At 68.8% G+C, this 23,218-nt stretch carries 18 protein-coding genes; 8 read left to right on the top strand and 10 right to left on the bottom strand.

The features are described from left to right. Positions 1-329 precede the first annotated feature (329 nt). On the top strand, positions 330-962 hold the full coding sequence (locus VFG33_RS37805; protein WP_325057841.1) for a phosphatase PAP2 family protein: 633 nt from the start codon (positions 330-332) through the stop codon (positions 960-962). A 7-nt stretch (positions 963-969) separates the two neighbouring features. Here VFG33_RS37805 and VFG33_RS37800 read toward each other — a convergent pair whose 3' ends face one another. The 10 genes from VFG33_RS37800 to VFG33_RS37755 are packed head-to-tail and all read right to left on the bottom strand — an operon-like array spanning position 970 to position 11,333. Beyond that, entirely contained in the window at positions 970-2,295 is a 1,326-nt protein-coding gene (locus VFG33_RS37800; RefSeq protein WP_325057840.1) for a glutamate-1-semialdehyde 2,1-aminomutase, read from the bottom strand. Further along, positions 2,292-2,840 (bottom strand): dTDP-4-dehydrorhamnose 3,5-epimerase family protein, encoded by a 549-nt coding sequence (locus VFG33_RS37795; protein WP_325057839.1) that lies wholly within the window; start codon positions 2,838-2,840, stop codon positions 2,292-2,294. Before VFG33_RS37795 ends, VFG33_RS37800 begins: the two co-directional genes overlap by 4 nt. A gap of 14 nt (positions 2,841-2,854) precedes the next feature. Next, positions 2,855-4,069 carry a polysaccharide pyruvyl transferase family protein gene (locus VFG33_RS37790; RefSeq protein WP_325057838.1) on the bottom strand — a complete coding sequence of 405 codons (1,215 nt, stop codon included), beginning with the start codon at positions 4,067-4,069 and terminating at the stop codon, positions 2,855-2,857. Continuing rightward, the gene (locus VFG33_RS37785; protein WP_325057837.1) at positions 4,066-5,016 is read right to left on the bottom strand and encodes a glycosyltransferase family 2 protein; all 951 of its coding nucleotides are present in this window, start codon (positions 5,014-5,016) and stop codon (positions 4,066-4,068) included. The genes VFG33_RS37790 and VFG33_RS37785 overlap by 4 nt, the downstream gene beginning before the upstream one ends. Then, complete coding sequence (locus VFG33_RS37780) at positions 5,013-6,326, bottom strand: MATE family efflux transporter (protein WP_325057836.1); 1,314 nt, start codon at positions 6,324-6,326, stop codon at positions 5,013-5,015. Before VFG33_RS37780 ends, VFG33_RS37785 begins: the two co-directional genes overlap by 4 nt. Before the next feature lie 2 nt (positions 6,327-6,328). Then, entirely contained in the window at positions 6,329-7,453 is a 1,125-nt protein-coding gene (locus VFG33_RS37775; RefSeq protein ID WP_325057835.1) for a class I SAM-dependent methyltransferase, read from the bottom strand. Positions 7,454-7,467: 14 nt separating this feature from the next. Beyond that, positions 7,468-8,115, bottom strand: coding sequence for a PIG-L deacetylase family protein (locus VFG33_RS37770; RefSeq protein ID WP_325057834.1), 648 nt, complete (start codon positions 8,113-8,115; stop codon positions 7,468-7,470). Next, entirely contained in the window at positions 8,115-8,966 is an 852-nt protein-coding gene (locus VFG33_RS37765) for a glycosyltransferase family protein (RefSeq protein WP_325057833.1), read from the bottom strand. The genes VFG33_RS37770 and VFG33_RS37765 overlap by 1 nt, the downstream gene beginning before the upstream one ends. A gap of 58 nt (positions 8,967-9,024) precedes the next feature. Beyond that, positions 9,025-10,257, bottom strand: a complete 1,233-nt coding sequence (locus tag VFG33_RS37760; RefSeq protein WP_325057832.1) for a methyltransferase domain-containing protein — start codon at positions 10,255-10,257, stop codon at positions 9,025-9,027. Then, entirely contained in the window at positions 10,257-11,333 is a 1,077-nt protein-coding gene (locus VFG33_RS37755) for an NAD-dependent epimerase/dehydratase family protein (protein ID WP_325057831.1), read from the bottom strand. The genes VFG33_RS37760 and VFG33_RS37755 overlap by 1 nt, the downstream gene beginning before the upstream one ends. A gap of 472 nt (positions 11,334-11,805) precedes the next feature. Here VFG33_RS37755 and VFG33_RS37750 point away from each other — a divergent pair, with 472 nt between their 5' ends. The 7 genes from VFG33_RS37750 to VFG33_RS37720 form a co-directional block, all read left to right on the top strand. After that, positions 11,806-13,128 (top strand): UDP-glucose dehydrogenase family protein, encoded by a 1,323-nt coding sequence (locus VFG33_RS37750; RefSeq protein WP_325057830.1) that lies wholly within the window; start codon positions 11,806-11,808, stop codon positions 13,126-13,128. Next, complete coding sequence (locus VFG33_RS37745; RefSeq protein ID WP_325057829.1) at positions 13,125-14,366, top strand: glycosyltransferase family 4 protein; 1,242 nt, start codon at positions 13,125-13,127, stop codon at positions 14,364-14,366. The genes VFG33_RS37750 and VFG33_RS37745 overlap by 4 nt, the downstream gene beginning before the upstream one ends. Before the next feature lies 1 nt (position 14,367). Continuing rightward, positions 14,368-16,278 (top strand): asparagine synthase (glutamine-hydrolyzing), encoded by a 1,911-nt coding sequence (gene asnB, locus VFG33_RS37740; protein ID WP_325057828.1) that lies wholly within the window; start codon positions 14,368-14,370, stop codon positions 16,276-16,278. Between the two features lie 26 nt (positions 16,279-16,304). Then, positions 16,305-18,467 (top strand): bi-domain-containing oxidoreductase, encoded by a 2,163-nt coding sequence (locus tag VFG33_RS37735; protein WP_325057827.1) that lies wholly within the window; start codon positions 16,305-16,307, stop codon positions 18,465-18,467. Further along, entirely contained in the window at positions 18,464-20,434 is a 1,971-nt protein-coding gene (locus VFG33_RS37730) for a heparinase II/III family protein (protein ID WP_325057826.1), read from the top strand. The genes VFG33_RS37735 and VFG33_RS37730 overlap by 4 nt, the downstream gene beginning before the upstream one ends. A 79-nt stretch (positions 20,435-20,513) precedes the next feature. Further along, positions 20,514-21,731, top strand: a complete 1,218-nt coding sequence (locus tag VFG33_RS37725) for a Wzz/FepE/Etk N-terminal domain-containing protein (protein ID WP_325057825.1) — start codon at positions 20,514-20,516, stop codon at positions 21,729-21,731. Further along, positions 21,728-23,218, top strand: a 1,491-nt coding sequence (locus VFG33_RS37720) for a YveK family protein (protein WP_325057824.1), incomplete at its 3' end; no start/stop codon positions are given. The genes VFG33_RS37725 and VFG33_RS37720, both read left to right, overlap by 4 nt.

The raw sequence follows: 23,218 nt of genomic DNA, 5'->3' as shown, positions 1-23,218 counted from the left end.
CCACTCACACCGGAGTGGCTGAACCATCCCGGACCTCGTGGGGCATCGCGGGCACTCGCTTACCTCCGCTCACACCCGGACCCTCGTCTCACGCTGCTGTCGTCCGGGCACTCTACGCTACTGTGCCGGGGCATTGCGCAGTCTGCCCGGCCTCCGTGTCCATCGCCTGTCGCCACGCCACCCCGGGCGAAAATCCATCCTTCGCTGGTGCCGATACCCCAGAGTTCATCAGCCTGTAGGCAGCAAGTCACCGCAGGGTACTACGGGCGCCCGTGCTCCGCGACACGGCCTGCGGAACCTGTGGATAGAATTTGCATGGGGTGGGGGGAATGACTTCAGATCAAGGGGTTGTACCGCGGCAAGCGCTGGCATTGCCGATGGTCCTGGGGACGCTGCTGGTCGCCGTACCGGGCGTGATGCTGGCGGGTGGCACCGAGCCGGGAAGGCTGGATCGGTGGATCCAGCCGGACGTCAACACACCGGCTGCCGCGTGGGGTGCCGCCCTGGCGGTGGACTGGACCGGCGGACCGGCCGGCCGGACGATCCTGGTGCTGATCGTGATGGGACTCTGCCTGATCGCCGGACGCCGACGGCTGGCTGTCGTCGCGCTGGTCGGCACCATCCTCACCAGCGTGCTGACGACAGTCCTGAAGTACGTCGTGGACCGGCGGATCCACGGCGACTTCCTGTCCTACCCCAGCGGTCACACCGCGGCCGCGACAGCGATCGGTGTCGTCCTGGGCCTGTTGCTGGCCGACCTACTGGATGTCGGCCGGGTCGCCGGTCTGGCGCTGGTGCTCGGTCTGGCCGTTGCCTGCGGGGCACTGATGGCCTGGGTTCAGATCGACCTCACCGCGCATTACCCCACCGACACCATCGGCGGGTTCGGCTGCGGCCTGTTGGTCATCCCGGCGACGGCGCTGCTGATCGACAAGCTCAGCGAGAGCCGTCGTCCGGGCTGAGGCAGGTTCAGGCGTACTTGCGGAACACCGGACGAACCGGCCGCCCGCCCATCCAGGTCCGCGGGTCCTGGGCATCGAGCGCTATCCGGTAGACGACGCAGGCGCGGGCCACGACCTCGATGGTCTGGTCGATGTCCTCTTCGGTCAGGCCGGCGCTGACGACGAACGACGGGCCCAACACGCCACCGAGGACCAGCTCACGGAGGAAGAGCGTCCGATAGTCCTGGGACGGCTGCAGGTTCTCGTCGAGGGTGGCGAAAACCAGGTTGGACGCACGGCCTCGAACCACCACGTGCTGCGCGACCCCGGCATCCTCGGTCACCTGACGGACGCCCGCGGCGAGACGATCGCCCAGCTCGTGCAAGCGGGCGGCGACCCCTTCCTTGGGGTACGTCTCCATCACCGCGATAGCAGCCGCGAGTGCATGCGACTCGGCACCATGAGTGGTCGACAGGATGAAGACCCGTTCGGCGGAGTCGCGCAGACCGCCGCGCTCCATCAGCTCACGGCGTCCGGCCAGCGCCGAGACGGCGAACCCGTTGCCGAGCGCCTTGCCGAAGGTGGAGAGGTCCGGCGTCACGCCGTACAGGCCCTGGGCGCCGGCCTCCGACCAGCGGAAGCCGGTGATCATCTCGTCGAAGATGAGCAGGCAGCCGTACTGGTGGGCCAGATCGCGGAGACCGGCCAGGTAGCCGTCCGGCGGGTCGTGCTGGGTGGCCGCCTCGAGGATCAGGCAGCTGATCTGGCCGTCGTATTGGCGCAGCAGTTCCTCGGTTGCGGGCAGGTCGCCATACGGGAACCGCACGGTGAGGTCGGAGGTCGAGGTGGGAATCCCGGCCCGCATCGCGGTAGTGGTGATGAACCAGTCGTCGGTGGAGAAGAACGGCTGCGTGCCGCAGATCGCCACCAGCGGGCGTCCGGTCACCGCCCGCGCGAGACGCACAGCCGCGGTGGTCGCGTCCGAACCGTTCTTGGCGAACTTGACCATGTCGGCCGTCGGCACCGTCTCCAGGAACCGCTCCGCCGCCTGGAGCTCGATCAAGCCGGGGCGGACGAAGTTGCTGCCCAGCTGGAGCTGCCGCTGGACGGCCTCGATGACCTTGGGATGGACGTGACCGAGGCTGACCGAGCGCAACCCGGCGCCGTACTCGATGTACTCGTTGCCGTCCACGTCCCAGACGTGACCGCCGTGACCGTGCGAGATGACCGGCGCCAGGCCCTCGGGGTACTGGTCCTCGCCCTTGGCGTAGGTGTGGGCGCCACCTGGGATCAGCGTGTGCAGCCTGGCGTTCGCCGCTACGGACAGCGGCAGCCCCCGCTCCCGAGCGGTCATCGCCGGAGCCTGCCGGTCGCGGCCAGCGTCGGAGCCCCGCCGTCGCGGGCGGAGGTGGTGGTCACCGGCAACGGCCACGGGATGGCCAGGTCCGGATCGTCGAACGCGATGGTGACGTCCTCGGTCGGGTCGTGCGGACGGTCGATCCGGTAGGAGACGTCGGCCGGGTCGGTGAGGGCCTGGAACCCGTGGGCGCAGCCGGCCGGCACGTAGACGGTGACCTGACTGTCGCCGCTCAGCTCGAAGAACTCGACGTTGCGGTACGTCGGCGAGTCGGGGCGCAGGTCGACGACGACGTCGAACACCTCGCCGTACGAGCAGCGGACCAGCTTCGACTCCCCCGCCCCGGACCGCAGGTGCATGCCGCGGATCACGCCCTTGACGGACCGCGAGATGCTGTCCTGCGCGAAGCCACACGGATCGATCCCGGCCGCCCGGACGATCTCGGTGTCGAAGGTGCGGGAGAAGAAGCCCCGCTCGTCGACGTGCGGCGTCGGTGTGAACAACAGCGCGCCGGCAATGGCCGGCACCTCGGTGACCTGCATCGGTATCCCCCGTACTAGTCAGATTGGCGAGACTTGCCGAAGAGCGTGGCGAGGAGATCGGCGTTCTGCTCCTCGAGCAACTTCGTGTTCAGGTCGTTCCGGGCGACGAGGTCGGCCGTCACCTGCTCACGGCTGAGCTCGAGATCGCGGAACTGCTCCCGCAGGCGCGCCTGGTCGAGCGAGCGGATCGGCTGGCAGTAGGCCCGTAATCCCACGCTCTCCATCAGCACGTCGTTCTTGGTCGCGTAGCTGATCGAGATGGTCGGTCTCCCGGCCCTGAGCGCCGAGATCACGTTGTGGTACCTCGATGCGACGACCACTTCGACCTTCGCCATCTGCTCGATCACCTCGGTCAGCGAGGCGGCGGCGACGGTGACGACCGAGCCGTCGGCGAGCTGCGGCCTGGTCCGCCGGACGGCCGACATCACCGCGGCGGCGACGGTCTCGTCCGACGGATCGCCGGTGAACAGCCGCACCCGGTAGCCCTCGTCGACCAGCCACGCGACGAAGGCGGTGATCTCGGTCAGGTAGCCGGACTGGATCTCGTCGGCATGCCCCCGATCCGCATACGTGCCGCGGTACGCCATCACCCCCACCCCCACTGTCCTGGGCTGCACCCGGACGTCATGCGGCGTCGGCAGCGCGAACGCCAGATCCGGGTAGACGGAGTCACGGCTGGTGTCGACACCCATGCGCTGCATGGCTTGCTTCGAGTGGTCGTCGCGATAGGACCGGTAGGTCGCCAGCCGTGCGGCGGTCTTCATCACCCACCGGGTGACCGGTTGGCCGGTGACCTCGGCCCCGACGCTGACCAGCGCGACCTTCCGGCCGCACAGCCGGCCCCAGACCAGCACGAGCAGCAACGCGTACGGGAAGCCCCACGGCCGGATCGACAACGTGGTCTCGAGGACCCCCATGCCGGGCACGATGACGGCGTCGTACCGGCGCACCCAACGGTAGGTCCGGATCGAGTCCACGACCTTGCCGACCATCTTGCGCAGAACGACTTTCAGCCGCGGTTCACCCTCGGCCGGCCGGTACCAGGTGAGGGAGAAGGACCGGAGGCCGAACCGTCGCTCGACCTCCTCCGGCACCGGGCACACGCACGCGAGCTCCGCCGCCGGCTGTGCGGTGCGCAAGAAGCGCAGCATCGCGTCGAGCGAACCCTCGTTGCCGAGGTTGCCCGATCCGAAGAGGCCGAACAGTGCGACCTTCGGTGCAGTCGTCACTTTGATGAAACCCTCCGCTGTCCCGCAATCGCCACATCCGGTGCGGCGGCCGGGCCGGCCGCCGTCGGCGCGGTGTCCTCGATCCGGCGGGTGGTCCCGGGCAGCACCCGGCTGACCATCCAGTGCGCCAGGTGCCGATAGCAACGACGACGCTCGGACGACGAGAGTGGCGCGCGCCGGATCGCGCTGACGAAACCCCAAATGTACTCGCCGACGAGCCGGACCATCGGGTTCCGGAGCCGGTTCGCGCGGCGCGGATCGAGGTTGGCGCAGCGGGCCCGCATACTCGGTTGGGCCCGTTCCGCGCGATCCGGATGATCCCGCCGGTAATAGAGGACCTCGGGCACCTGGTAGAAGCGTCCGTGCAGCGCGAGTTCGCTGACGATGGTCCGGTCGGCGTGGTGATAACTCTGCTGCAGCGGCGTCTTCCGCAGTACGTCGGACCGCATGACGCCATAGAAGTCGTCACCGCCGACGGTGAACAGCATGCTCTGGAAGCGGACCGGTGCTCGCGGGTCGTCGGTGGCGAGCGGGTAGTCGATCGGGAGGACGATCTTCCCCTCGCCGTCGATGATCGCCTGCCAGGAGTGGGCCAGGATCACGTCCGGCTTTGCGTCCAGCGCCTCGATGCACTTCTCCAGCAGGTCGCGGCCGTAGAGGTCGTCGTGCGAGGCCCACTTGAACAGCTCACCGCGGGACTCGTGGAAGACCGCGTTGTGGTTGGGCCCGGCGCCGAGGTTGATCGGCTGGCGGATGTAGCGGATCCGCTGGTCCCGCGCCTCGTACTCGCGGCAGATCTGCTCGGTGCGATCGGTCGAGGCGTTGTCGGAGATGATCAGCTCGAAGTCCTTGTAGGTCTGGTCGAGCAGCGCGTCCAGCGCCTCGGCCAGATAGTTCTCGCCGTTGTACACCGGAAGGCCGATACTCAGCCGGGGCGCCGCGTTCATGTACTCCTCATCTCTGTCATGTCCTGCCGTTCGTCCGTCTCCGCGGCCGGCCCCACAGTTTCATCCGGCCGCGGAGACGAGTCCTCTTCCTGTTGCAACCGCTCCCGGACCCCGGCGCGGAGGTGCCACCACCAGACGAACGCACCCACGAAGGTGGCGCAGGCAGCTCCCCAGGCCGAGCCGAGCGCACCGCCGTACGCACCGCCGGCAACGCCGAAGGTCAGGTACGCCGCCGACGCGTACAGCTGCGCCCGCAGACTCCGCTTGGCCACTCCCAGTGCGCGCAGGCCCGCGGCCGCGCCGGTGGAGAAGCTGGCGTTCATCACCGACAACGTTGCTGGGAGCAACAACAGCGACGCCGAGGCCCAGACCTCGCCGAGCAGCTGGCGCCCCCATTCGTCCGGCAGCCCGATGATGAGCGCCAGGCCCCAGATCAGTGCCGCGGCCGCCTGCGCTCCACCGAGCAGCAGGCAGAAGATCGGCAGTCCTCGTACCGACCGACGCAGGGCTCTGGCGGCTTCCGGCACAGCCACCAGACCGACACCGGAGAGCACGATGAAGAAGGGGCCGAGCAGGATCTCGCCGCCGCGGACCGTACCGACCGCGGCGACACCGGCGAAGGCCCCGAGGCCGTACATCCGGAGCTGGTACGCACCGCTGATGGTCAGGTTCTCAGCCAGATAGCGAAGGCTGAGGTCGCGATGGTGCGTCAGCCATTGGCGACTCCGGAACAATCGCGGCAGGATGCCCGCCTGCAGACCACTGACCAGGGCGGCGACAGCGGCTGCGGCTCCCCAGGCCAGCACGAAACGGGTGACGCTCGGGTCCCGCGACGCCAGGAACAACAGCGGGACCAGCACCACTGCCCAGGTGATGTCACTGAGGAAGGCCTTCCCGCCCTGCCCGGAGGAGAAGAAGGCGAACCGCCAGCTGTCCTGGAGCGTCAGCGCCGGCAGCACGAAACCCAGTGCGATGAAGGCCGCACCGGGTCTGCCGCCGAGGGCCATACCCACGGCGACGCAGATCGTCCCGGTTGCCAGGCCAACGGCGATCGCCATCCCGGACGAACTCGCCACCGCGGTCCGCCACAGTGGCCGGGCCACTCCGCTGAACCGCACGGCCAGCGGGTCGGTGGCGAGGCCGCGCGAGATGTTCACCACCACGCCGTACGTCACCCAGGCGAGGCTGAAGGCGCCGAACTCCACGGCGCCCAGCGATCTTGCGACGACGATGCCGACTATGAAGCTGACCATGCTGGTCACGGCCTGGTCGGCGAGTCCCCAGGTGAGCCGGCGCAGGACCCCTCTCACGGTCAGCCCACGACTTCGTGCGGTTCGGGCAGCGGGACCAGGTAGGTGGCACCCCAGCCGCCGCCGTTCGCTTCGAGCTGCGAGATCACTTCGTCGGCGATGTCCCAGGTGAGCACCAGGACGACGTCCGGACGGACTGCCCGCAGGTCGTCGATCGAACGGATCGGCACCCCGCAGCCCGGTATCCGGCGCCCGTGTTTGCCCGGCGCGGCATCGACCGTGAACGCGAGCAGGTCGGTGCCGACCTTGCTGAGGTCCAGCAGGACCGGTGCCTTCGAAGGCGCGCCGTAGCCGAGGACGGTACGACCGGCAGCCTTGTGCCGGGCGAGTTCGTCATGCAGAGCACCGGCCGCGTGCCAGGCGGCTTCCTGCAGAGTGGACAGTTGGAACTCGTCGGAGATCCCGGCTGCGGTCTCGTCCTGGAGCGTCTCGCTCACCGACTCGTCAGGCCGCGCCTCGTCCTCGTGCCTGAGCATCACCTGCAGGCTTCCGCCGAACATGTCCACCCGCCGGACCGACTCGACCGCCAGACCGTGCAGCGCGCCCAGGCGCATCACCGCGCCGAGCGACAGGTACGACCAGTGCCCGTGCCGGATGGTGTCGAACTGGTTGCCGATGAACAGCGGCAGCAAGTGGTGGAACTCGAGGATCAGCAGACCGCCGGGCGCCAACCGCTCCGCCCGGAGCTTCATCATCTCGCCGACGGCGGGTTCGTGGGCGATGCCGTGTACGTCCACGACCAGGTCGGCGCGTTCCGACTCGGTCGCGATCCGGCAGCCGGCGGCCTGGAGGTGGTCGAGCCACGATCCACCGTGGTGACTGGCGAACTCGAACACGAGCCCACCGGTCAGCTCGGGGTAGTCGACCAGCAGTTCCTTCACCGACGCCTCAGCGTGCGCCAGGCTGGTCGCCGACTCGACTGCCAGCGGCGGTTCGGGGAGCTGCGGCTCGACCGGGCCGAGCTGGACCAGCTTGCAGCCTCGGCAGAGCCAGAGCTCGAGCGGCCAGCGCGGGTCGGTCCCCGGTGTATCGACCGGCGGGAAATGGTCCGCACACGGCTGGGCGCCGAGATCGACCACGGGCACGACATCGTCGCCGGCACATCCACGACAGCTGAAGCTCGCCACTTCTCCTCCTCCGGTTACCACGTCAGGGTTGCCTTCGCCGTGCTGAACGCCTCGGCATACTGGGCGCGGCATTCCATCCCGCGCAGCCGGGCCAGGCCGGCGAAGACCTCCTCGTCGAACCAGTCGTGCTCGACCTGGGACGGGAAGGCCTTGTGCAGGCGCGCGACCTTCTCGCGCAGCTGCTCCTCGGTCAGGGCGACGTACAGCCACGGCCGGCTGAAATCGCCGTCCCACTTGGGGATCTCGTAGTTCAGCACCAGGTGGTCGCGCCACACCGTGGTCGCCAGTTCGGCGACCGTGCGGTGGTCCTGGTGCGCGTCGGTCCGGCTCGGCGCCAGCACGAGATCGGGCCGGCTCCCCCGGGCCGTCGTCTCGAGCAGTTCCTTGACGTCCTCCCAGTACGTCGGGAGGCGGCCGTCCGGCAGCTCGGCCGACGTCACCGTCACCTCGCACCCCGGGAGGAACAGCTCCGCGCTGCGACGGGCCTCCTCCAGGCGGACCGGAGTACCGGTCGCGATCACGAACTCGGCGGTCAGGCCCGGCACGGTCTCGGCGAGCTGGAGCAAGGTGCCCCCGCAACCGATCTCGATGTCGTCCGGGTGGGCGCCGAGCGCGACCAGGTGGCTCTGCCGGCCGCGAAGGCCGAGCTGGAACGGCAGCATCAGATCGCCACCGCCACGCTGCTCGCAACCTGGCCGTTCGAGTGGCCGTTGTGGTGGCCGGGCCTACCGTCCGCCTCGTGGGCCCACAAGGCCCAGGGCTTGGTGCCGGAGCGGTACATCTCCTCGAGCGCGCTGCGCTCCTTGAGCGTGTCCATCGGCGCCCAGAAGCCATGGTGCGGGATCGCCTGCAGCCTGCTCATCGCGGCGAGCCGCGGGAACGCGTCCCCGACCAGGTCCTCGCCCTCGTGCAGCACGTCGAAGATCTCCTTCTTCAGCACGAAGTAGCCGCCGTTGATCCACAGCGCCAGCTCGTGGGCCGAGCGCAGGCCGCTGATCCGGGCGTCGGTGCCGAACTCGACCACGTGGAAGGACGCCTGGGGCGGGACCGCGAGCAGGCTGGCGGTGACGTCGCTGGTGAGCACCTGGTCGACGATCTTGTCCATCGGGGCGTCGGTCAGCACGTCGCCGTAGTTGGCCAGGAAGACGTCGTCGTCCTCGAGGTACGGACGGACCCGGCGCAGCCGCTCACCGATGGAGGTGTCGATGCCGGTGTCGACGAAGGTGATCTTCCACTCGCTGATGTCGGAGTCGAGCAGCTCGATCTGCTGCCCGCCCTTGGTCATCACGAAGTCGTTCGAGTGGGTCTCCTCGTACCGCAGGAAGTACTCCTTGACCGCGGCTCCGCCCCACCCCAGACAGAGGATGAACTCGGTGTGGCCGAAGTGCGCGTAGTACCGCATCACGTGCCACAGGACCGGCCGGTCGCCGATCGTCATCATCGGCTTCGGTGCGGAGTCGACGCCGCTGCGCATCCGCAGCCCTAGCCCCCCGCAGAAGATAACGACCTTCATGGAACCCCTCCCTGGTCGTTCGCCGGTGCTACCCGGCTGGTCAGATCCCCACAACGATTCAAATGACTTCGAGGCGCGGGATCGGGACGACGAACCGGGCGCCCCAGTCCCGTGCATAGCCGAGCTGGTGCACGATCTCCTCCCGCAGGTTCCACGGCAGGATCAAGATGTAGTCGGGGCGCACCTCGGCGAGGCGCTCCGGCGAGTAGATCGGGATGTGCGTCCCGGGCAGGAACATGCCGTGCTTGTGCGGGCTGCGGTCGACCGTGAACGGCAGCAGGTCCTCCCGGATGCCGCAGTGGTTCAGCAGCGTGTTGCCCTTGCCGGGTGCGCCGTAGCCGGCGACCGACTTGCCCGCGCGGGCCGCGCCGAGCAGGAACTCGACCAGGTCGGCCTTGATCGCGAAGACGTCCCTGGCGAAGCCTTCGTGGCCCTCGGCCGAGTGCAGCCCGGCGTCTTCCTCGTCCTTCAGCACCTTGAGCACGAGCTCGGTCGGCTCTCCCGCCGTCTCGATCGGCGTCGAGAAGACGCGCAGCGAGCCGCCGTGGCTGGCCAGTTCCTGGACGTCGACCACCTTCAGGCCGGCCTTCTCGAGCGCGAGCGCGGCGGTCTTGAGGGTCAGGTACTGGTAGTGCTCGTGGTAGATCGTGTCGTACTGACGGCGCTCGATCAGCCGGAGCAGGTGCGGGAACTCCAGCGACACCAGGCCGTCGTCCTTCACCAGTGCCCGCAGGCCCTTGGCGAAGTCGACGATGTCCGGCACGTGCGCGAACACGTTGTTGCCGACGACAAGGTCTGCCTGGCCGTACCGGGACGCCGCGTCCTTGCCGGTGTCCTCGCCGAGGAAGTAGCTCTCGGTCCGGATGCCCTTCTCATTGGCAATCTCCGCGATGTTCCCGGCCGGCTCGATCCCGAGCACCGGGATGCCGAGCGCCACCGCGTGCTGCAGCAGGTAGCCGTCGTTGCTGGCCGCCTCGACGATCAGGCTGTCGGCGCCGAGCTCCAACCGCTCCTGCATGTCCACCACGAACCGGCGGGCGTGCTCCACCCAGCTGGTCGAGTACGACGAGAAGTACAGGTAGTCGCTGAACACATCATCGGCCGCGACGTACGCCGGCAGCTGGACCAGCAGGCAGTTGTCGCAGATCCGGACGTGCAGCGGGTAGAACGTCTCGCCGCTGTCGAGCTGGTCGGCGCGCAGGTAGCTCTCGCACGGCGGCGACATGCCCAGGTCGACGAAGGTCCGCGTCAGAGGCTCGCCGCAGAGGCGACAGCCGAGAGATTCCCCCATCAGTGCATCTCCTCGAAAACAGGCGACCCGGGGCCCGGGAACTGCTCGTCGGTCTGCCGGCGGAGCTGGTCGTCGACCAGTCCCAGCGCCAGCAGTTGGTTGATCCTGCGCAGCCGGACGAACTGCGCGGAGTTGAAGTCGTCGAGCGTCAGACCGTGGCGCTGGTACGCCGCCGCCAGTTCCTCGACGCCGGCGCGAACCGTCCACTGCAGCTGGAGGTCGGGGAAGGTGTCGTTGAGCTTGGAGAAGTCGACCTTGTAGTTGCGCAGATCCGGCCCCGCGCCGTCGGCGAACGAGACCTTCGAGCCGGGGATCGTCTCGCCGACCATCTCGGCGATGTCGCGCACCTGGACCACGTCCTCCGACCGGCCGACGTTGAACGCCTCGTCGTGGATCACTTCGCGTGGTGCCTCGAGCACGGTCAGGAACGCCCGGCTGATGTCCTCGATGTGGACCAGCGGGCGCCACGGCGACCCGTCGCTCTCCATCCGGATCTCGCCGGTGGTCAGCGCGATCGCAGTCAGGTTGTTCACCACGATGTCGAGCCGCAGCCGGGTGGAAGCGCCGTACGCGGTCGCGTTCCGCAGGTAGGTCGGGCTGAAGTTGTCGTCCGCCAGCTTCGAGAGTTCCTTCTCCGCCAGGGCTTTCGTCTCGCCGTACGGCGTGACGGGGAACATGTCGGCATCCTCACCGACCGCCTCGGACCCGGCGGCGCCGTACAGGCTGCAGGAGGAGGCGAACAGGAACCGTCCGACACCGGCGTCCTTGGCCGCCTGGGCGACCCGGAGCGTGCCGTCGAGGTTCACCGAGTACGTCGTCGCGCTGTTGAGGTGGCCGAGGGGATCGTTCGACAGGGCGGCCAGGCAGACGACGGCGTCGTAGCCGGCCAGCTCCTCGGGGCCGACGTCCCGCATGTCCCGCGGCACCCGCCCACCGAGCGGCTCCGGCCCACCGAGCAGGTCACACCCCTCGTACAGCCCCACATCCAGACCGTCGACCTCATGCCCGGCGCCGCGCAGGAACGGAACCAGCACCGCGCCGATGTACCCGCGGTCCCCAGTGACCAGAACTCTCATCCGCCAACTCCCCCTACCTCGGCCCTGTCGTTTCGCTACAACAGATCACCGAGCCCGCGGTCTGATACATACGACCTGAATTCGACCCCGACCTGCTCCGCCGCGGCCCGATTGGACTGACGGACGGCAGGTCATACAGCGCTTCCATGGTCACTCCGGGCGCTTTGCCGGTCACTGAGGAGTTGGCGGCACCCAGGATGGTTTCCGCTTCGCACCGCCGATGTATCAGAGCAGGGGCGGGTCGCTCTGTAGAGCAAGACAGCAACAAGGGGGAATCACGCAGGTCCGCGACGCGGAGGTGTTCGGCGCAGACATCTGTGGGGAGTCTGTGGGCGAAGATCGTCGGGCGTTGTTCGAGCGGCTCGCCGGGGTCGTCGGCTCGGACGTGTATCAGAGCGGTTTCGTCGCCGCTCTATAAAGACGCTGTCGGGGGACTGCCGGTTCTACGCTTGATGACTTTGTGGGGGGCGCGATGAAGGTCGCCGTATTCGGGCTGGGGTACGTGGGGTCGGTGACCGCTGCCTGCCTTGCCGCCAACGGTCACGACGTCTGGGGGGTCGATGTCGACACCGCCAAGGTCGATCCGATCACCCAGGGACGCAGCCCGGTGGTCGAACCAGGACTGGACGAACTAGTGGCCGCCGGGGTCGCGGCGGGCAGGATGCACGCGACGACGGATCCACGGCTGGCGCTGGAAGGGGCGGACGTCTCCCTGATCTGCGTCGGGACGCCCTCGACTCCCAGTGGCAGTACCGACCTCACCTACATCCGCAGGGCTGTCGAGGACATCGCGATCGCGTCCAGGACGGTCGCACCGCCGGCCTCCGGCTTCCACAGCATCGTCATCCGCAGCACGGTGCCGCCGGGCACCGTCGACGAGGTGGTCGCGGCGGTTCTGGCCGAGCACGCGGGCGGCGACGGCTTCACCTTCGGTACGGCGATGTGCCCGGAGTTCCTCCGCGAGGGCTCGGGCCTCGCGGACTTCTTCACCCCGCCGTTCGTCGTGGTCGGCACCGCCGAGCCTCGCGTCGGCGGTGCGCTGACCGAGCTCTTCGGCTTCCTGCCCACCGAGGTCCAAGTGGTCGACGTACGAACCGCGGAGGCGCTCAAGTACGCCTGCAACGCGTTCCACGCGACCAAGGTCTCGTTCGCCAACGAGATGGGCCGGATCTTCCGGTGCTACGGCGTGGACTCGCGCGAGGTGATGCGGCTGTTCGTCCAGGACACCAGCCTGAACATCTCCCCCACCTACCTGCGGCCGGGCTTCGCCTTCGGCGGCTCGTGCCTGCCCAAGGACCTGCGCTCGGTCCTGCACCTGGCCCGGGTCAACGACACGGACCTCCCGCTGCTGGCCGGAACCCTGGCCACCAACGACCTGATCATCCGCGACATCGTCGACCGGGTGTTGGCCGGTCCGGGTCGTGAGGTCGCCCTGCTCGGGCTGAGCTTCAAGACCGCCACGGACGATCTGCGCGAGAGCCCGAGCGTCGAGCTCGCCGAGCGGCTGATCGGCAAGGGCTACAACCTGCGGATCTACGACTCGATCGTCAATCCGAGCCGGCTGATCGGCGCCAACAAGCGACACGTCCAGTCCAAGTTGCCGCATCTGGAACGGGTCCTCACCGACGACCCGGTCGAGGCACTCCGCGGCGCCGACCTGGCCCTGGTCTCCACCACGGACACCGAGGTCGTCGACGCGCTGCTCGGCTGCCCGCCGGCCCGGACCATCGACCTGAGCGGCCGGCTCGGCGCGGCTGTCGAGGCCCTGCCCGGATACGAAGGAGCAGGCTGGTGACCGCTCCCCGCGTGCTGATCATCGTGCAGAACCTCTGGGTTCCGTTCGACCGACGGGTCTGGCTCGAGTGCCAGGCGCTCGTCGGGTCCGGGTACGACGTGACCGTGGTCTGTCCCAAGGGGCCGGGCGACCCGGCGTACCAGGAGATCGACGGCGTCAAGGTCCACAAGTACCGCGGCTACTCGCCGGGCGGCAGCAAGCTCGGGTACATCGGCGAGTATGTGTACTCGTTCCTGATGACGCTCCGGCTCGTACTGCGGGCTCGCAAGCAAGGCAAGTTCCAGGTCATGCAGGCCTGCAATCCGCCGGACATCTTCTGGCCGATCGCGATGCTGCTGCGCCGGATCGACGGGACCCGCTTCGTCTTCGACCACCACGACCTGTGCCCGGAGCTCTACCAGTCCCGCTTCCCGGACGCCGCGGGCCTTCCGTACAAGGGACTGCGGTTCCTCGAGCGCACCACGCACCGCCGCGCGGACCACGTCATCTCGACCAACGACTCGTACCGCAAGATCGCCATCACCCGCAGTGGGAAGGCGACCGACGACGTCACCGTCGTACGGACCGGGCCTGATCCGGACCGGCTGCGGCGCGGCGCGGTCGACGAGTCCTGCCGGCGGGGTCACCGCCACCTGGTCGCCTACATCGGCGTGATGGGCCCGCAGGACGGCGTCGACATCGTGGTCCGGGCGGCCGACGTGGTGATCAACAAGCTCGGCCGCAAGGACATCGCGTTCACCCTGATGGGCAGCGGCGACAGCTTCGACGAGGTGGTGGCGCTGCGCGACGAGCTCGGGCTGGCCGACCACGTCGAGTTCACCGGGCGGGTGCCGGACGAGACGGTCCAGCGGGTGATGTCGACCGCCGACCTGGGCCTGTCACCGGACCCGAAGAATCCGCTCAACGACGTCTCCACGATGAACAAGACGATGGAGTACATGGCCTTCGAACTGCCGGTGGTCGCCTTCGACCTGACCGAGACCAGGGTCTCGGCCGGCGACGCGGCCCTGTACGTCGAGCCGAATGACGTGGAGTTGTACGGGCAGGCGATCGTCGACCTGCTCGACGACGAGGTTCGCCGCGCCCGGATGGGCCGGCTCGGGCGCGAACTGGTCGAGACAGAGCTTGCGTGGAAGCACCAGCAGAAGGCGTACGTGGGTGTCTACGACCGGCTGACCGGGAGGCTCTCCGTGGTGAGCGACCCGGTCAGCAACGTGGTCCGGACAGCGGGCTCCTGACGTGTGCGGAATCGCCGGCTGCTACCAGCAGCACGACGGCCTCGCCCTGACCGAGACGATGAGCGAGCGGATCGCTCATCGCGGCCCGGACGCGACCGGCATCCACCGGGTCGAGGACGGCCGGATCAATGCCTACCTCGCGCATCGCCGGCTCTCGATCATCGATCTGTCCCTGGCGGCCGACCAGCCGCTGACCAAGCAGGGCCTGACGATCAGCTACAACGGCGAGCTCTACAACTACAAGGAACTGCGGGCGGAGCTGGCCCAGTCCGGATCCACTTTCCGGACCAGCTCCGACACCGAGGTCGTCCTGGAAGCCTGGCGCCGCTGGGGTCCCGCGGCGCTGTCGCGGTTCCGCGGCATGTTCGCGTTCGCGATGCTGGACGAGCAGAGCGGCAGCCTGTTCCTGGCCCGCGACCCGATGGGCATCAAGCCGCTCTACTTCCTGCGCCGCCAAGGCGGCGTGATCTTCGCGTCTGAGCTGAAGGCACTGGTCTCCGCGGTCGGCCCAGAGCTCCGGACTGATCCCGGCGCCCTGATCGCCTCGATGCTCTATTACTGGCTGCCTGAGCAGAACTGCGCGATCGAGGGCGTGGAGAAACTCCCGCCAGGTTCGTGGGCCGAGTTCCGGCCGGACGGCACCAGCCGTCACGAGACGTACTGGCGGGTGGCCGACGTCGCGGCCGAGGCGGCCGCCGGCCCTCCGGCGGATCTGCGTCAGGTGATCGAGGAATCAGTCGCCGCGCACCTGGTCGCCGACGTACCGGTCTCGACGTTCCTCAGTGGCGGCCTCGACTCCAGCCTGGTCACCGTGCTGGCCAAGCGCAGCGATCCCGGGATCGACGCCTACACGATCACCTTCCGGGCCGAGGACCAGCGCCTCGAGGCGATGCCCGACGACGCGATCTACGCCCGCAAGGTGGCAGCCCAGTTCGGGGTCGACCTGCACGAGATCGAGATCGCGCCCGACGTGGTCGTACTGCTCCCCCGCATCGTCGACATCCTGGACCAACCGATCGGCGACCCGGCCGCGATCAACACACTGCTGATGTGCGACACGGCCCGGGACGCCGGCGTGAAGGTGCTGCTGTCCGGGATGGGCGCCGACGAGCTCTTCGGCGGCTACCGCAAGCACCTCGCCTGCGTGATGGGGGCGCGCTACCAGCAACTGCCGGGCGTCCTGCGCAACGGCTTGGTCGGTCCCGCGGTCCGGCGGCTGCCCGTCACGGCGAACGGCCGGGGCCTGCGCTACGCCCGCTGGGCCAAGCGCTTCCTCACCTTCGCGGACCTGCCCGAGGAGGCCGCGTTCCGGCGCAGCTACACCATGTACGACGCCGACGACCTGACCGGGCTCCTCAGCCCCGACCTCGAGCCGTACGTCGGGAAGCTGCTCGCCGAGCACAGCGACATCTACCACGACACCTCGCTCGACGACCACGTGAACCGGATGTGTCTGGCCGACTCACGGATGTTCCTGCCCGGCCTGAATCTCGCCTACACCGATCGCTCGAGCATGGCGGCGTCCACCGAGGTCCGGACCCCGTTCGTGGATCCCGAGGTGGTCCGCGCGGCGTTCTCGATCCCGGGTAAGGACAAGATCCACGGACGCCAGGGCAAGCTCGCGCTGAAGCGTGCCGCCGAGGCCTGGTTGCCGAAGGAGATCATCTACCGGCCGAAGGCGTCCTTCAGCGCACCGCTGCGCGCCTGGGTCCGCAACGACCTGCGCGAACTGGTGGACGACGTGCTGCTGCGCGGTGAGCTGGTCGGCAGCGGCTTCCTCCAGCAGGCCGCGGTGCAACGTCTCGTCGACGACGAGCGGGCCGGCCGCGAGGACAACTCCAAGCAGATCTGGCAGCTGCTCACGCTGGAGACCTGGACCCGCCACATGAAGAACCTCGGCGTGAGTACGTGACCCTTCTACCTGAGCGAGAGACGACGATGAAGCAGGTAGCGCAGAACTACAAGTCCGGTGAGCTGGCGGTCCTCGACGTACCGCCGCCGACCTGCGCGCCCGGCGGCGTACTGGTCCGGTCGCTGTACTCCCTGATCTCCACCGGCACCGAGCTGATGAAGGTCGGCGAGGCGCGGTTGTCGATGCTCGGCAAGGCGCGCGCCCGGCCGGACCAGGTGAAGAAGGTGCTGGACTCGGTCGCCCAGCAGGGCGCGGTCAACACCTACAAGAAGGTGATGAACAAGCTCGACTCCTACACCCCGCTGGGCTACTCGCTGTGCGGTGTGGTCGTCGAGGTCGGCCGCGGAGCCGAGGAGTTCAGTGTCGGCCAACTGGTGGCTGCCGCGGGCAACGAGTTCGCGCTGCACGCGGAGTACAACTGGATCCCTACCAACCTGTGCGTTCCGGTCCCCGATGGTGTCCCGCCGGAGCAGGCCGCCTTCTCGACTGTCGGCGCGATCGCCATGCACGGCGTACGGCAGTCGGAGGTGCAGCTCGGCGACACCGCGGTGGTGATCGGGCTCGGCCTGGTCGGACAGCTCGTGGTCCGGCTGCTGATCGCGGCCGGGGTCCGGGTGTTCGGCATCGACACGGTCGAGGACCGGTGCCGGATGGCGGAGAAGGCCGGCGCGCTGCACTGCTCGTCAGCGGACGAGGACGGAATCGCAGTACTGGAGCGGTCCCTGCTCGAGGCGAGCAACGGCCTCGGCGCCGACCACATCCTGCTCGCTGCCGGCGGCTCGTCGAACGGACCGGTCGAGGTGGCCGCGCGGCTCGCCCGCGATCGCGCCCGGGTCGTCGACATCGGCAAGACCAGCCTCGACCTGCCGTGGAACGCCTACTACGAGAAGGAACTGGACGTCCGCTTCTCCCGGTCCTACGGCCCCGGCCGGTACGACGACCGGTACGAGCTCGAGGGGATCGACTACCCGGCTGGCTACGTCCGCTGGACCGAGCGCCGCAACCTGGAGTGCTTCATCGATCTGATCGCCCGCGAGCAGATCGACGTGTCCTCGCTGGTGGCGCGGATCTTCCCGATCGCGGACGCGACCGCGGTCTACCAGCAGCTGAGTACGGGCGCGCTGCCCGGCGTCGGCTTCCTCTTCGAGTACCCGGACTCCACGCCGCTCCCGACGCAGGAGCCGACCCTCCAGCCGGCACCGGCCAGGAGGACAGTCACCGGTACGGGCGCCAAGGTGCGACTCGGATTCGTCGGCGCGGGCAACTACGCGTCGTCGATGCTGCTGCCGCACCTGGCCAAGAACGACGACGCGGTCCTGACGCACGTCGCCACGAACAAGTCGTTGTCGGCGGCGAACGCGCAACGCCGGTTCGGCTTCGCGAACATCTCCACGGACGCCGACGCAGTACTGGACGACGAGTCGGTCGACGCGGTGTTCGTGGTCACCCGGCACAGCAGCCACGCCGACCTGACGTGTCGTGCGCTCGAACGCGGGAAGGCCGTGTTCGTCGAGAAGCCGCTGGCGCTGACCACCGAGGAAGTGGACCGGATCGCCGCCGTCGTCGATGCCACCGGCAACGACCGCTTGATGGTCGGCTTCAACCGCCGCTTCGCCCCGCTACTCACCGAGCTCCGGTCGCGGTTCGGCCACCCTGGTGGCGGCTCGACCGTGCGCTACCTGGTGAACGCCGGCCGTCTCGACTCCAGCAGCTGGTATCTCGACCAGGACCGGGAAGGTACCCGGTTCGCGGGCGAGGGCGGCCATTTCATCGACACGTTGTCGTGGTGGCTGGAGAGCCTGCCTACCGAAGTCTTCGCCGTACCGGGGCCGGACGCCGGCGACGTGAGCGTGACGCTGCGGTTCGAGAACGGTTCGACCGGCACGATCAGCTACGTCAGCGGCGGCAACTCGCGGTTCCCGAAGGAGACGATCGATGTCACCGGCGGCGGCCGGAACGCACGGTTCGACAACTTCCAGAAGGCGTCGCTCTGGACCGGTCGACGCCCGGCGACCCGCAAGGCACGTGGAGGCACGGACAAGGGTCAGCGGGTGGAGCTGGAGAGCTTCGTGACGGCGCTCCGGTCGGGTGCGGCGATGCCCATCCCGCTCGAGTCGCTGCTCGCCACGACCCGCGCCACCATCGCTGTGGATCGGAGCCTGGCCAGCGGTCGCCCGGAGAAAGTGTGAGCCGCCAGTCGGTCGGCTGGTACGTCCGTCGCCTGCGGCGGATGTCCCCCACCGAACTGGTGTGGCGGACGCGCGACCATGTTCGCCGAACGACCTGGGCCTACCAGCAGGTCCGGCCGGGCCAGGATTTCAAAGGTCCTGTGCCCGGACGGCCCGAGCGGTCCTTCGCCGCGACGCTGCCGCCCGCGACAGCTGCCGCAGTACCGGAGGAGGCCGGGAAGGCGGTGATCGCCACCGCTGACGCGATCCTGGCCGGGCGGCTGGAGGTGCTCGGCATCGCCCGGACCGACCTGGGCTCGCCGGACTGGTTTCGCGACCCGATCACGGGTCGCCGGTCCGACCCGGCGCAGTACGCGTTCCGGCTGAACCATCGCTCCGAGGACCTGGTCGGGAACGTGAAGCAGGTCTGGGAGTTGTCCCGGCACCACCACCTGACCCAGCTGGCCGCGGCCTGGTACCTGACCCATGACGACAGCTACGCCGAACGGGTCGCCGAGCAACTTCGCGACTGGTGGGCCGAGAACCCGTTCCTGTCGGGGATCCACTGGACCAGTGGGATCGAGGTCGGGACCCGGCTGATCAGCTGGACGTGGATCAGGCGGCTCCTGAATGACTGGCCCGAGGTGACCGACCTGTTCGAGCACAACGAGCTCGCGGTCCGGCAGCTCCACTGGCACCAGCGCTATCTGGCCGCGTTCCGCAGCCGCGGCTCGTCGGCGAACAACCATGTGATCGCCGAGGCCGCCGGGCAACTCGTTGCCGCCTGCGCCTTTCCGTGGTTCGAGGAGAGTGCGCGCTGGCGGCGGGACGCGGCAGCTCTGCTGGAACAGGAACTGGACGCCAACACGTTCCCGTCCGGGGTCAACCGCGAACTCGCGACCGACTATCACCGCTTCGTCTCCGAACTAGGCCTGTACGCCGCTGTCGAGGCCGATGCAGCCGGTCATCCGCTGTCACCGCAGACCTGGTCATTGCTGACCCGGACGGTCGATGTGGCCGCGGCGATCGTCGACGAGACCCTGTGTCCGCCCCGTCAGGGAGACGACGACGAGGGCCAGGTCCTGGTGCTCGATCCGCCCGATCTGACCAACTGGTCGGCCTTCCTCTCTCTCGGTGCCGCTCTCGTCGGCAGCGCCGACTGGTGGCCGCGAACGCCGGCCACCGCGGCCGCAGTACTGGCTGGATCCCTGCTGCGTGGACGAGTTGGGCCCGATCGCCCGCGCGAACGGCCGGAGTACTTCGCCGACGCGGGCCTCGCGATCCTGCACAGCCGCGACGCGTGCCCCGAGATCTGGTGCCGTGGAGACACGGGGCCGCACGGGTTCCTGTCCATCGCCGCGCACGCTCACGCCGACGCGCTCTCGCTCGAGGTCCGGGTCGGCGGGGTGGACATCCTGGCCGATCCGGGCACGTACAGCTATCACGGCGAGGCATCGTGGCGGAACTACTTCCGCTCGACCATCGGCCACAACACCCTCGAGGTCGCGGGCGCCGAGCAGTCCGTGCAGGGCGGCCCGTTCCTGTGGTTGCGCGGGGCAACCGGGCTGGCGCAGGGGTTCTCGGCCGATGACGAGGCGTCGACCTGGAGTGCCGAGCATGACGGCTACCAGGTGCTCGATCCGCCGGTCGCGCACCGCAGGACCGTCGTACTGGAGCATCACACCGGGGTGTTGCGGGTCGAGGATCAGGTCGATGAAGGCGCGGCCGTCCGCCTGGCCTGGCATCTCGGACCAGAGGTGACCGTCGAGCTGGACGGTCACGTCGGCCGGCTCGTTTGGCCATCCGGAACGGCCGTCGTGGAGTTGCCGCCGGAACTGGTCTGGAGCAAGCACCACGGGGAAACCGAGCCGATCCTCGGCTGGTACTCGCCCCGGTTCGGACATCGCGTGCCGATTACGACACTGGTCGGGGCCGGACGTCTCGTTCCGGGCTCCGCGGTGGTCAGCAGGTTCCGATTCCGCGACTGACCGGGCTCCCGCTGTATCACCCTCCACTCATCGCCCTCTATTACAGGAACGAACCGACGACGTTCTACTGGAGGGGCCTGTGAGCACGCAGGAGCTGGACGTCAAGAAGTCTTGGCGAGCGATCCGGCGACACCGCCGCGTAGTCGCCGCGGTGGCGGCACTGGGGCTGCTGGGCGGAATCGCGTACGCCCTGGTGGAGCCTCCGCTGCACACCGCCACGTCCATGGTGGTGCTGCCACCGCCGCCCGCGAGCGACGCGGCGAAGGAGGCCGGCACGCAGACAATCGAGACGCAGGTCTTCATCGCCGAAAGCGAGCCGGTACTCAGGAGCGCCGGCCAGAACCTGACCCCGCCGCTGGCCACCGACGTGGTCCGCGACCGGGTGAAGGTCACCGGGGTCACGCAGGATGTCATCAAGATCGACGCACGGGGAACCTCGGCACAGCAGGCGATGCGGTTGGCCAACGCCGTTGCCGAGATCTATCTGGTCTTCGTCACCACGGACCAGAAGCTCCCGGGCGACCTGGGGAAGAAGACGGGGGCGCGGGTGCTGCAGGAAGCGACGACCGCACGAGGCGGCAACATGGTTGTCCATCTAGGGATCTTCGGCCTGCTGGGCGCGCTGCTGGGCGCTGTGGCCGGCGCGATCGGCGTGCTGGCCGCGGCCCGCGGCGATCGGCGGCTGAGGCTGCGGGACGAGATCGCGGACGCGGTCGGTCTGCCCGTGCTCGCGTCCGTCTCGTCGTACCAGGCCAAAGATGTCTCGGACTGGGCCAACCTGCTCGAACACTACGCACCGACAGCCGTCGACGCCTGGAGCCTGCGCAAGACGCTGCACCACCTCGGCCTGGACGTGAAGGGCGGTCCGCCGGTCTCGCTGTGCGTCATCTCTTTCGCCGGGGACGACAAGGCACGACCGCTGGGCCCTCAGCTCGCCGCGTTCGCGACCTCGATCGGCATCTCCACCGCGATCGTGGTCGACGGCCACCTGGAACCGCCCGGCAAGGTTGCCCTCAGCATCCATCTCCTGGTGGCCGATCGGGACGCGCCGCACCTGACCGGTGCCGAGCGCACCACCAGCACGATCGTCGCCCTGTCGGCCGGAACCGTGACCGCCGAGGAGCTGGCCCGGCTCGCCGTCGCGGCCGCCGCGGAGGACCGCGACATCGACGGCCTGGTCGTCACCGACCCGGATCCGTCCGACAGCACGATCGGCCGCGTCTCGCAGTCCATGCGCCGCTCTGGCTCGCGGCTGCCGACCATCCTCACTGGTACAGCGAGGAGGACGACCAGATGAGCAACCAGCCGTACTCCGATCCGGTGCGCACCGACCCGACCTGGGACGATGACGACGACCTGTTCGCCGATGAGCGGTCGGCGTCCTTCCCGCCGGACAGCCTGGTCACCTTTCGCTTCCTTCGTGATGCCCTCCGGCGGCATCTGCGCATCTGGCTCATCCTCGCGTTCGCCGGCCTGACCCTGGGAATGGCGATGCCCGCCTTACTGCCGCCGCCCAGCGTCTCGTCGGCCCGGTTGCTGCTGACCCACCGCGACGGCGACGACCCGGCGCGGGCGATGGCCACGGATGTGAGCCTGGTGACCACGCACACCGTGGCGCAGCGGGTGATCGACCGGCTCAAGCTGCCCGAGACGCCGGACGACCTGCTCAAGCAGTACTCAGTGACCGCGCTGACCGACCGGGTGCTGGAGATCAAGGTGGGTGCTGAGACCAGCCAGCAGGCCACCGGCTTGGCCACGGTGCTGGCGCAGACCTACCTGACCTTCCGCAAGGAGCAGGTCGCGCAGCAGGAGGTCCCACTGCGTCGAGACCTCACCGTGGCCCAGAAGGCGGTTACCGAGGCGGAGGCGGCGGTCAAGGCTGCCGGTGACGATCCACTCGATCTGAAGAGGCCCACCAGTCCAGAGGCCAGGAGGCTCGGCATAGCCCAGGACAGGCAGCAGTACATCCAGCAGCAGATCATCGATCAGGAGGTCGCGGCCTCCCGGATGAACAGCAGCCGGATGCTCGACGAGGCCTCGCCGGCGCCGACCTCCGCGAAGAGGACGCTGGCGATCAGCGCCGGCTCGGGGTTGCTCGCGGGGCTCTTCATCGGAATCGGTTTCGTCGTCGTGCGGGCGCTGCTTTCCGACCGGTTGTGGAAACGCCAGGACATCGCCCAGTCGCTGGCGGCCCGGGTCCGGCTCAGCACTGGCCGGCCGCCGCGCTGGCGCTGGTTGCCGTACCCGAACTACCTGCACAAGTCCCAGCGGCAGCACCCCGAGGTCCGGCTGATGGTGCAGCACCTCGACCAGCGCATCAACTGGGCGACGGCGCCGACTCCGGCCCTGGCCGTCGTCAGCGTCGACGACGTGCGGGCTTGTGCCCTCGCCGTGGCCTCACTGGCCGTCTCGGCGGCAGAGGAAGGCAAGCATGTCCTGGTGGCCGACCTCACCGGGAACGGGCTGCTGGCGGCGATGCTCGGCGTGAAGGCCACGGGCACCCACGAGTCGCGGTTCAGCGAGCCGCGCAAACGCCTCGACGTGTACCTCCCCGACATCGATGGAGCCCCGGCCGAAGGCTGCTACCTGCGGCTCGGCGACAACAACCGTCCGACCAGCTCCGGGGACATCGCGCTCGAGGCCGCCTGGGACGTCGCCGACCTGGTGCTCACCCTGGCAACCCTGACTCCGGCGCTCGGCGCCGACCACCTGGCCACCTGGGCGTCCCGCGCTGCCGTCGTCGTGACGGCGGGGCGCTCCACGGCCACCAAGATCCACTCCACC

This window comes from Kribbella sp. (genome assembly GCF_035687465.1).
GTDB lineage: Bacteria > Actinomycetota > Actinomycetes > Propionibacteriales > Kribbellaceae > Kribbella.
Note: the sequence above shows the minus strand (reverse complement) of the source record. Positions and strands in the feature narration are given on the sequence as shown.